Here is an 11,011-nt window from a genome sequence, read left to right as displayed (position 1 = left end):
TCATGTCCATTTCGGGTTCCTCCTCGTTGACCGGCCGAACATGTCGCCAATCATGCGCCACGTCTCAGTCGGGTGAGGAGGAGTCCATCCCATTGCTTGTGGGCGGTTGCCCGAAGATCGCGGTTTGAGCGCCATGCCCCCAGGCAGCCCGGCCCGAACTTCCGGACTCGACCCCTCGACAGCCGTTCGCATGTTTGCCAGCGGATCGACCGCTTTTCGGAGCACACCGGCCGCTCCTTCTTCTGTTTCGGTCAACTGTCAGTTGGGGTGAGGCACTAGCTTCCTTGAAGCTACAGATCCGCCGAGTCGCTGCCTGCTTTGCCTTTCGGTCCGCTCGCGCCAGCAACGCCGACAGACCCTGACGCCCGTTATTTTCCGGAGTTCCCCCGCTGCATACGTCGCTGCCTTCGCCACCTTGGCGCCAAACGCAAAGAGGCGAATTGAACACAATTAAGGGTTCTTTTCATTAATTACTGTTACCTATCTGTCCCTTAAAGTGAAACTGCTGCAACGCCTCGCGGCGTCGGTACGTAATGGTCAGTCAAGCCGTCGGTGTTCGGCAGCTATTCAACAAAGAAGACATCGGAGTTTCCATGAAGTCCCAACAGGAACTGGAACAGATTCGCGAATACGAACGGCGGTTGCACCTTGGCGAGAAGCCAGCGGCGTTAGTAAAGAAGGTCGATCTGAAAACGATCGCAGGCGCGGAAAATTATCAGCGCGTGATTGGCATCGAAGGTATTGAGCAGAACACTTGTACTAGCGTCCGGGGTGTTCCTCTCACATTTCATACTCCATCGCAGCGACTGCTCTGGCAAGCGTTCGGGCAAGAGCATATCGAACCGGAACTATTGAATTTCATTGATTCCATCCCTGAAGACGAGGTGTACTACGACATTGGGGCCAGCAATGGTCTTTTCGCGTTGTACGCAGCGGCAACAGGTAAGCGCGTGATCTGTTTTGAGCCGGAAGTGGCGAATTTTTCGCTGCTCAATCTCAACACTTTTTTGAACAAGTCGACGCAGCGCCATCCTGTTAGCAATTTTAACGTAGCGCTCTCCGATACCAATGGCTTGGGAAAGATGTTCATCCAAAAATTCGAAGCCGGCGGCCACTTGAAAATACTCGACAACCCCGTGAAACGCGGCGCGAAGGATTTCGAGCCGGATTTCGTTCAATCTGTGATGAGATACGAACTCGACGCCTTTATCGATTTCACGGATATTCCTCGACCGAACTATGTAAAGATTGACGTCGATGGCTGCGAGCCCCAGGTATTGAGAGGAATGAGTAAGGTGCTAGCGTCTTCTGACCTCAAGAAGGTCTTTATCGAACTTGAAGAGTCGGGACCGCACTTTGACGTCTGCCATGGGATATTGATGGAACACGGTTTTCGTATTGATAGCAGGAAACGCGTGCAAAACTACTTCGGGGAAGAAAACATGGTGTTCTCTCGATAGCCTAGCTGCCGCGCAAGTCTGCTGCCCGACCAGACGACAGTCTAACTCGGCTAACTGCGAGAAGTCGTGCTGGTCGTGCAGTACCCGTCGCGAGCGTCGTTGCGCGTCCTGCGGGGCTCCGACCATGAGGAAATGGCCGACCGCCGATCGACCGCTTCTTGTGACGTCGTGTAGATAGCACCCCGCGAAGGACGGCAACTTTCCATTTGGGAGCCGCGCGAACTGCGTTCCGGTTTGGCCAGCAGTCATCGTCCGCTGGCCGGGACGAACAACTACTCGGGGTCCGATGTACGCACTAACGACTGGCTGCCTCACGGCAGCCCGATTTTACTGGCAGCTTTCCGGCGATCAGTTTGAATAGCGGACTGACGCAGCCCGACCCGTTTCGGCCGCTCATGGTGTTTATCGCCCGAGTGTCGCGTTCTGGGATGTAGCGGTCGTTCGCGAGGTTGCTGCTGCGAAATTTTCAGCCTTGGCGACTTTCAACCGGTTGCTGGCTCACGTAGCAACACAATGAAGTCCACCCTATGGAGAAATCTACGTACCTGGTATGCGACATTTGTATGCAAAACGACAGGCAATCGCCGGTTTTCCTTGTACAAACTGTCGCGACCTACTATTAAATTTGTAAGGGACGCACCAGAATAACGGCGAGGAGACAGCCATGCACCCAAGCGCCGTATTGCTCTTGTTTTCTTTGGTGCCTGTTTGTTGTTTTCTAGGTTGCGCCTCCTCCTCCAACCAAGCCGCCTCGAAAACAATCTTCGAGGTGTCTGGCTTGGTCAGCATCAACGCGGACTCCATCATCGACGTCGACAAAGTGGTTTTTCAGGCGGATGGTGTTCTTCTTACGAACGGGCACAATGTAGCAATTTCTTCGCGATCCTTCGTAAGTGAGCCTGGAGCTGAAATACGAGCTCTTTCAAATAGTGCCAAGACAGCCTGCGCGCATGCGTACCCTCCAGCGCCCCCGCCCGCGCCCGACGCGTCGCAACTGGATCGTGGTCCACGGTCCGGGTCCGCCGCGTCGCCGGGCAAGAAGGGCCTAGATGGGCAAGCCGGAGAGAGCGGAAAGGCAATGCAATCAATCGTGTCGCCATGCACTCCTCCTGCCGCCGGAAGCGTCGCTATTCATGTGCGGGGGAACGCGAGCGGCATGCTTGCGATTCGACTAGGTGGCGCTCAGGGGGCGCCTGGCCCAGCAGGCGAGTCCGGGGGCCGAGGCGGTGACGGACAACAGGGCGGTACATGCGTACTTCCGCAATCTCGATGCGGTTGGTACGGAGGCTTTGGAGGGGATGGTGGGAGCGGCACTCGACCGCCTGCGAATCTAGACGCCAGTGGCAAGGGAGGGGACTTCAGCATAAAAGTTGATGGCGATTCGGATCTTCTCATTTCAGGCGCGGACGTCTGGCCGGGTCAGATCGGGGATCCCGGAGAAGTTGGCAAGGGGGGAAAGGCGGGTTTCGGAGGGTTTTTCGGGTTAGGGCGAGATTTCTGCGAAGGCCTAGGCACATCGCGCAACATGTGCATGTTTCCTGGAGCGCCCGGCATGACCGCAATTGCGACCGATGAGGCGTTTGGCCGAGCCGGTTCAAGCGGAAAAAAGGACTTCACTCCGCCCGCAATTGAGCGGGACGATTGTGACGGAACAATGGACGTGCCTGCAGACCCAGCGGCATACGTTGATTTTTGGGTGCTACTCTCTGCGCGCCTGTGGGGAAAGACTCCAACGACTCGGTACTCGGCGATCGACGGCAAGCCATTCATCGTCATTGACGACGTAGGAGGGATAGACGGACTCCTTCCATTTCCCACTCTGGGTGGCAACATACCTGCATGGGCGCCCTACCTGCCGCTCGAATCGGGAAATAAAGCTGTATTGACCTATTATGCCGAATGCCTTCGTAACGGTACCGATATATGTCCCGCTCTTGACCCTCCTTCGTGCTCAGGGTGGGGTTGCTGTCTAACGCCACCGGGGGCAGTCGACACTCTGCCCCGAGCATACCCGTCGTGCTTAAGGGCGGTGGTAACGCGCACCTCGTTTGGCGAGCCGAGCAATAACAGACTCGAGCCACTTGCCTATGTCAAAGCGCTGTCTCTCCTGCCGAGAATCATGTATCGGGAAATGGCTCCTCTTATAAGGGTTGTGAAAGCCGACAGTTTAAGCAAAGGCGAACTACCCGGCGGCATGGTTTATCTCGCCGTTGCACCTGGCAGTAAGTCGCGCCAGTCGGTAGACCTGCAAAGTGACATTTCACTTCTCCAGCTTACTCCAGAACTATTCGAGCGCATCACCTTTGCCGTTGCACGCTCAATGCCATATATCCTAAATTCCCTATCCATTTCGAATCTACGCAGCGGAACCATTGAACCACCGGTTACTGAAGAACTATCACTCGCATGCCACGACGGAAAAACCAGCCCAAGTCTTTTAAAGACCAGCGGCATCCTTACGGGGACAGCTAGAAGTATTGCAATAGGTAGCGGAAACGATCTCAGCACATACGGTCCGCTCGGTGAACGACACCATACGGTGGCGGTCAGACTGACCAGTTTCCGAGGGTGGACGTGGCTTATGCCGGTCATCAATGGGAGCATTGACGACAATTCCAACAGCATGTGCAGATTTATCTCCGAGATACAGTCGCGGGATGACCTGTTCGCAAATTGCGATGCAAATGGGCCGCAAAACGCTTTTTTATATGTATCACGTTCGGCTCTCGATGATAAGAACATAAGAGTTACTGTCGCCAACTTAATCTATATTCGTGCCGCATTAACCTTTATAGCTTCCAACATTCCATCGCCAGATTTCGGATTACCCTGCTCGACGCCTGTAGGCATACCCAGCCGGCACGATTCCTTTCCGTTTGCCAAAAATGTAGACGTGCTTCTCGGTACCGTCTGCGGCCTTCCCACACAATAATTCGGAGAGCATGATGAGTCGGAAATCCAGTGTAATGAAGTTTGGGATGTTATCAATCGTGTGCCATCTTAGCGGATGCGGTTTCGAAGCCAAAGATCCCGTAATCGTGGAATGCACAGATCCCAAAAGCTGTTACTCGGTCAATTCTATTAGAGATAATGCATGCAAGCTTCCTAACGATCCGGAAAATGCAATTCGTTACAGAAATTATATTGAAGTAAAGCAGTGGGCGAAGCCAAGCAGCGAAATTCAAATAGGAGTACTGAGAGAAACTTGGACAAACAACGGAATAAAATCAGCCGAAAAAAGAGATAATCCAGCAATATTTGCACGCAATTCGAAGACAGATGTTGGCTGTTCTCATGGAATTGAAAACGGAACACTTGTACAGTACAAGTATGGCTCATGGTGCAACGGCTTTGAGGGCGGTGCGTGTATTGCAAGTAAAGCGAAGGAATTAGTGTCAGAAAACTTTCCTAACACCTGTTCGATTACGATCGATGAGCCGTCCATCCGCAGCAAAGTGAGCAAGACAAAAAAAATGCTGGACAACGATAAGAATTATCCAATCCCGACGGACGCTATTTATCGGCTATTTTCTACTCAGCCTGTGAGTTGCGAAAGAGATAACCTGACTAAAGATCCGGCAGATAAGAGTGTTATTTCCAATCCTGCTCGGCAATCGTGTCAGATTTCCGCTGCTGAGAACATTCAAGGGCAGAAGGCAACCATTTCGGTGGGGCTACCCCCTTTGCTTAAGGCTCAAAAAACCGCTGGAGCCTTAGGGACGACGTATGCGTTCTATGACGGATATTCACCGATCGTTAATTCGTTCGACAACACGAATGTGAACAAGATCATTGGCGGTTCGATGAGTGGGTTGCGATTCAGAACGAATAACACGACTGATATATTCATAAAACGACTCGATGGTACAACGACGTGCGTTTCAGTGCGACATTAGTGTCTGCTTTTCAAACTTCTTGGTGCGCGCAAGCTGTCAGGTCCAACTACGTTACGTCAGGACGACCAGTGAGCGGCCCTCTAACGTTGCGCAGCGAACGGGATACGTTGCAGCGTCGCTGACAAGCGATGGTCGTGCGTGGCTAGGCGACTTGTATTAAGCAAAGACCGAAAGCGACTTCCCCCTTTACGAGTCCAGTGACAGTCTTCGAAGCGAAGCAGCCGTCTGAACGTCCGAGCTACGACGCGTGTGAACGTCGCCTCATGGCCGATTGGGTGAGGTCGCCAACGGCCGCTTATTGGCGCTCCAGTTCGCGAAACCTGAAATTAACTGACTGACCGCTTCGGAGAAAGTTATCTGACCGGAGTGGGTCCAGCTTGTGTGGAAACTAGTTTTTGCGGCTATGCGAGCGATTGCCGATCAGGTCAATCTCGTTCGGCCCAGACAGCTTGCGCGGATCGACGGTCGCGTGCGCATCGTTTCGAATTTCTGTAAGTACGGGTACGTCATCTCCCGTTGCCCGGCGGATTGCTTTTCGAGGCCATCGCTCAAATCTCCGTTAAGGAGTCTTCGGAATGAAAAAACGCGCTGCTAAATGAGTTCGGCGATGCGAACAATGATCAACGCTGCTGGAACGAGCACCGCCTGTGCGCATAGTGTCCCGAGAACGCGTGCGCCCGCGAGAGTGGTAATGGCCCGTCGAAAGCTATTTTCGGAGATCCGACCTTCGATTACATCGTCCGTCATCACTGAAACTTGCGGATCGATGACGACTGCCAATACCACGGTCGCGAAGCCATTGATAACGGATGACAGGTTTGCGCATGTAACTCGCAAGTCGGGTTTCAAGAATCCAGCATATAGTGACGCGAAAACGCCCACCGTCCAGATCGCCATCGCGATTACGTTCAATCCTATAACCCTCCAGGAAACGCCCGCGCCAGTTGCCAGTTGGGTGACGTTGCGCCGGGACGGAAGTCGCGCTCCAAGCCGAATATAGCTGACGCCCCCGCAGCTAAAGATATGGAGTAGCAGACGAGGGATCGAGCGGTTCGCTTGAAAGTGATCGACGGCGCGGCTGAAATAACGCTGGAAAGTAGGAATGAGAAACGCGCCCGCAGTGCTTGCCACCGTGGCGGTAAGCAGGAAAAGCCGAAAGTCGCCGAGCAGGCCATGCTCCATGTGACGAGCAATATCAAGCTCAACCCGCTTCGCTATGAATGGTCCTTGAAAGGAATTCGCCGTTCGGGAAACCAAGGCGATGATCCCGAATAGAGAAAATGACACGGCGATGCGGCGCGTGCGAACACCAGCAATCCGCACTGCATACGCAAGTGTCGCGATCACATGGATTACGAATGTAAGCCCGCATATGACCAAAAGCTGGGTGTCCATGTTGTCGCCGCGAGGTTGGCAAGAACCGAAGTCTACCGGAGTACCCGCGGCCCGTTTGTCGGCGATCTGGCTCACTGATCGTGTGACCGGAATTGGCCGAACTAAGCCGACCATTCGGTCAAGGCTAAATTCTCAGATCAAACTGCCAGCGAAAGCTGTAACTTGGTCTCGGGTCTTCAAACAGGCTTTTTGAACGAGTGGAAGATCGCCGCGTGCGCACCATACGAACTAGAACCTGTCCGAGACCGGTACGACTTCGCCCATGTCAATAATTCCGCAAACGACTGCGCATCCCCGCCGCGCCGCATGCCACGTTGGCGAATGTTCTCGACGCATTCAGATTCGTCCACATCTATCCAGACCAACGCTGTCGCGGTCGACAAAATCTCGGAGACGATCCAGCCGTATATACCTTCAATTACCCAACGCTCTGCCGTGGCCGCGTCGCGTGCCATTGTGATTACATCTTCTCGCTTCCGGGGCGTGTTGTAACCACCTGGTTCCCAGTGGAGTAGGTCAAGGTCGACCCAAGAGCTACCGAGCGAGGCAGCGAGCTGCTTCGAAAGCCAGCTTTTCCCCGAACCCGAATTTCCAATCACGAGCGTCTTGACCAGATTCATGCGCAACTGCCCACCTTTCTTGTGCTTAGATCAGATTTGTCGACGATCTATGTGCAGAGGGCGAGTGTCCCTTCCTAGCCGCACGGAGCCGAATGAACAGCGAGCACAGACTCAACTTTGGTCACTCAACAACAGATTTGCCGTTGTGACGGTGCAGTATTCCGAGTCCAGGTTGGCTAGGGACATCGCGTGAACATCGTCGGCGCTTCGTGCGGTCCCGCTCCAGTCGGTGCGGGCGAACGTGAAACATCCGTCGGCAACGAGATAGGTCTGGAAACCAAGATTGCCAGCCATACGAACCGTCGCCTCAACTGAATTGTTCGTGATCACACCCACTACAACCAGCGTATCGAGGTTACCGTTGCGGAGCCGGGCTTCAAGATCGGTTCCGATGAAGGCACTGTTGGTCTGCTTCGGGATAACGGGCTCGCCATTCATCGGGGTGAATTCTGGCTTGAATTTGTGCCCTGGCTGCCCCGGTCGATAGTGAGAATTTGCGTCGGTGGAATCGTGCCGGACATGCCATACCGGCCAACCCTCGCTGCGCCATCGCGCAAGCAAGCTGCTAATTTGCTCTTCAGCATGGGGATTGTTTCGCACGCCCCAACTCGGATGGTCGATCGCTTGCTGCAAATCAATCAGTAGCAGCACGGCACCAGCAGAAGGACGGGCAACTAACATCGGACTCTCCAAGTCTGTTGAGGCGGGCAACTGTTCCAGATTGTCAACGAAATTGGTGGAGCGGTCGACTGGCCGCTTTTGGCCGGATCGCGCGCTGTGCGGACCGGCTTCTTGCCGCATTGCCGGGTCTGGTCGAAGACGCCAGCTTGCCTGACCCGGTGCGCACCATGTTGCTGGAAGTGCGTGAGCAGCTGGTCGCGCTGAATGCGCGGCTTGCCGGCTGCGACCTGCAGATTGCCAGTCACGCGCGCAGCAGTGACGTCGCACGACGAGCCAGCGAACTCCTGGGCGTTGGCCCGGTGACGGCAAGTGCGCTGGCCGCTGCGGTTCCTGATGCAAAGGTCTTCCGCAATGGGCGACAGTTTGGTGCCTGGCTGGGCCTGACGCCACGACAGCACAGTTCGGGCGGCAGGACACGACTGGGGCACATCAGCTTGCGCGGCAACGTGTATCTACGAACGCTGCTTGTTCAGGGAGCGCGAAGTACGTTGCAGTCAGCGCTGCGTGCTGATCCCGCGCACGCAGGCCGTCTGCAACGGTGGATCAGGCAGCTACACGAGCGCAAGGGCTACTACAAGACGCTGATCGCGATCGCCAACAAACACGCCCGAATGCTGTGGGCGATGCTCGCCAAGGGCGAGCGCTACGATGCCGATGCGTGGCAGCGTCACCCCATGAATCCATCTGCACGACCGGCAACGACATGACCCGATCACTTTGAAACTCAACTACTGCTCGACGCGATAGCAAAACGAGGTTGGACCGAACGGGAGAAGAACCCGACGATTCTGTTGGCGGCTCAAAAGCGCATGCCGGTTCGCCTCCATGCCTGATCGCCGGTTTTCAAATAGGGTTCTCCTGTGCGGCTCATATCGTGGCCCGCCCGACATACCGGGCAACAAGGCCGTTTGCAAAGACGCAGTCTATTCCTTGGTTTGCATTGCAAAGCAGCAGTGGAAGAAACCGGAGAACCGTCATGGCCGAACAACAACCAACGGGGCCACCGGCGTCTGCGCCACGCATGGCTGACACCCACAAACAACCGAGCTTGACTCTCGGGGGAAGTCCTTGCAAACAGAATCGGCCGACGACGGGCCGACGGCGATCCGCAGCCTTCTCATGGTCGATTCCCGTCGAAATCCAATATCGTGACCCATTTTCGTGGCGAACGATCTCAAGTTTTTCGCTAATGCTCCGATAAAGCACGAGCGGACGAATAACCAGTAACGCCTCTGGAATGGATTGATGCCACTTATCTCGAAACTCTTGAACCTTAGTGCGATCACGGCGCTCAGCCTCCTCACGGGCTGCGCGGCGGGACCGCGCGCTGAGGTCGATGCAGGAAGGCTTCGTACGGTTCACACGGTAACGGTCGTGTATCCCGGGAAGACGGTATATAGCGGCGGGCGCGCTCAGACGCCGCTTCTGCTGACTGGCGGCGGTCTGATCGGTGCAGCGCTCTCGGGCGGTATAACTGGGCTTGCGAATGCCAGAACCGCCAAACACAATGCAGTCGCGTTCGACGATGTTGTCACGGCAAAGCTAGGTGACACAAAATTGAACCGCAGATTCACTGACGGCATTGAAGCTGCGCTGCGTGCCCACGGCTATGTTGTCAACGAAGTCGACGCTTCCACACCGACACTGCCCACCTTTTCGCGTGATGATCATAACCGGTGGCACGCAAGCGGCCCGGTCTACCGGGAGAGCGATGCGGTGCTCCTGATACGCGTGTCGCCGGTGTATAGCTCTAGCGGCCCGATGAGCGCCTATACACGTCTGATCATCGGCGAAATCGATATGTTCACTAGCGATACGCACGAAGCAGTTTTCCGCCAGCCGGTCTATTGGATGAAGACGATCGATCCCTACACCTACCACTTCATGGATGCGATCGAAGCCGATCTTCCTCACGCAATTAGCGGGCTCGACGAGAGCATGATGGCGCAGGTGGGCGTCTTTGATAAGTCGTTAAACACTATCCAGCCTTGACTAGTATCAAAACCGATTGGTGACGCTCGTGACGCAATTGGCGAAGGTCCGTTCCTCGCCAGTAGCCGAAGATCGCGGTTCGAACGCGGTGCAACGTCGGCGACCGCGTCGCTAACTTCCGCACGCGACCCTCAAGGGACAGTCGGCGATCTCCGGAACGGTCATTCGATATGGTAAGCCTTCGAGCAAATGTCGCTGTGCGCGTCGCCCGGGAGTCGTTCTAGCCTCAGTAACACAGCAGCCGGTGTTTGCGGAGTTCTTCGGAAAGCGTGGCGTGATCGATAAACACATGGCCGAGTAGCCCTGCGCTTCGAGCGCCCGCCACGTTCGCTCCCAGATCATCAACAAAGAGTGATTCGGAGGGAGCGACGCCCAATGAATCGATGCACTTGAGGAAAGTTTCGGGCGAAGGCTTCGCGGCGTTGAAGGATGCGGATGCGAACACATTCTTGCCGAAGAGGTCCGCAATAGGCGGACATAAGTAGCCAATGTTGTCGGCCACCAGTCGAGGGTTGTTGGTCAGCACGGCGATCGTGCACGTCGTGGATACCTCCGCGGCCAGCGCCAATACATCAAGGTTCGGAGACATAGATTCGCGGCGGGCGCGCAGCCAGTGGTCGAGAGACACCTCACACCCGAGTAGGTCGCTGGTTTCGCGCAGATACTGGAGGCTGTCAATCAGTCCCGCATCGGCTTTCGCTTCCAGTCCCGAACCCCATATAGCGTCTTCGACTTCGTCCGACGAGCGATTCGACAGCGACGCCATGTATGCGACACGTGCTGATCGGTCATAGTGAACCAGGACATCGTCCATGTCGAACAAAGCGAGGGAGATCGGCATTCTGAAAAAGGAAGGTGGGGACGGATGAAGGTGGAGCAGCCCCCTGAAACACCGGACACAGTCTCCCACTTAAAATTACGGGTAGGCATAAGGCTGTGTTTTTGACTAACACCAGGCAGGAAGCGA

9 protein-coding genes are annotated in these 11,011 nt (G+C 55.2%); 5 read left to right on the top strand and 4 right to left on the bottom strand.

Annotation, left to right across the window (positions count from 1 at the left end; all coding sequences use genetic code 11):
* Window positions 1–593 precede the first annotated feature (593 nt).
* The 3 genes from J2W46_RS34160 (at window position 594) to J2W46_RS34150 (ending at window position 5,356) form a co-directional block, all read left to right on the top strand.
* The gene (locus J2W46_RS34160) at window positions 594–1,460 is read left to right on the top strand and encodes an FkbM family methyltransferase (protein WP_310360401.1); all 867 of its coding nucleotides are present in this window, start codon (window positions 594–596) and stop codon (window positions 1,458–1,460) included.
* 1,552 nt (window positions 1,461–3,012) lie between these two features.
* A complete protein-coding gene (locus J2W46_RS34155) occupies window positions 3,013–4,392 on the top strand; it encodes a hypothetical protein (RefSeq protein WP_310360397.1) in 1,380 nt (459 codons plus the stop codon).
* Between the two features lie 46 nt (window positions 4,393–4,438).
* Window positions 4,439–5,356 carry a hypothetical protein gene (locus tag J2W46_RS34150; protein WP_310360394.1) on the top strand — a complete coding sequence of 306 codons (918 nt, stop codon included), beginning with the start codon at window positions 4,439–4,441 and terminating at the stop codon, window positions 5,354–5,356.
* Window positions 5,357–5,947: 591 nt separating this feature from the next.
* Here J2W46_RS34150 and J2W46_RS34145 read toward each other — a convergent pair.
* The 3 genes from J2W46_RS34145 to J2W46_RS34135 form a co-directional block, all read right to left on the bottom strand.
* Window positions 5,948–6,751 (bottom strand): lipid II flippase Amj family protein, encoded by an 804-nt coding sequence (locus J2W46_RS34145; protein WP_310360392.1) that lies wholly within the window; start codon window positions 6,749–6,751, stop codon window positions 5,948–5,950.
* Window positions 6,752–6,927: 176 nt separating this feature from the next.
* Window positions 6,928–7,371, bottom strand: coding sequence for a P-loop NTPase family protein (locus J2W46_RS34140; protein WP_310360388.1), 444 nt, complete (start codon window positions 7,369–7,371; stop codon window positions 6,928–6,930).
* 111 nt (window positions 7,372–7,482) lie between these two features.
* On the bottom strand, window positions 7,483–8,052 hold the full coding sequence (locus J2W46_RS34135; RefSeq protein WP_310360386.1) for a cysteine hydrolase family protein: 570 nt from the start codon (window positions 8,050–8,052) through the stop codon (window positions 7,483–7,485).
* Between the two features lie 17 nt (window positions 8,053–8,069).
* Here J2W46_RS34135 and J2W46_RS34130 point away from each other — a divergent pair, with 17 nt between their 5' ends.
* Together J2W46_RS34130 and J2W46_RS34125 are read left to right on the top strand one after the other, a co-directional pair.
* Window positions 8,070–8,759, top strand: coding sequence for an IS110 family RNA-guided transposase (locus J2W46_RS34130; RefSeq protein ID WP_310360385.1), 690 nt, complete (start codon window positions 8,070–8,072; stop codon window positions 8,757–8,759).
* 538 nt (window positions 8,760–9,297) lie between these two features.
* Entirely contained in the window at window positions 9,298–10,044 is a 747-nt protein-coding gene (locus J2W46_RS34125) for a hypothetical protein (RefSeq protein ID WP_310360382.1), read from the top strand.
* Between the two features lie 226 nt (window positions 10,045–10,270).
* Here the strand turns inward: J2W46_RS34125 and J2W46_RS34120 are convergent, their stop codons facing one another.
* Window positions 10,271–10,885, bottom strand: a complete 615-nt coding sequence (locus tag J2W46_RS34120; protein WP_310360380.1) for an HAD family hydrolase — start codon at window positions 10,883–10,885, stop codon at window positions 10,271–10,273.
* Window positions 10,886–11,011 lie beyond the last annotated feature (126 nt).

Origin of the sequence: Paraburkholderia strydomiana (assembly GCF_031456815.1) — a bacterium.
Taxonomy (GTDB): domain Bacteria; phylum Pseudomonadota; class Gammaproteobacteria; order Burkholderiales; family Burkholderiaceae; genus Paraburkholderia; species Paraburkholderia caledonica.
The sequence above is the reverse complement of the archived record's forward strand: the minus strand, read 5'-3'. Positions and strand labels throughout refer to the sequence as shown.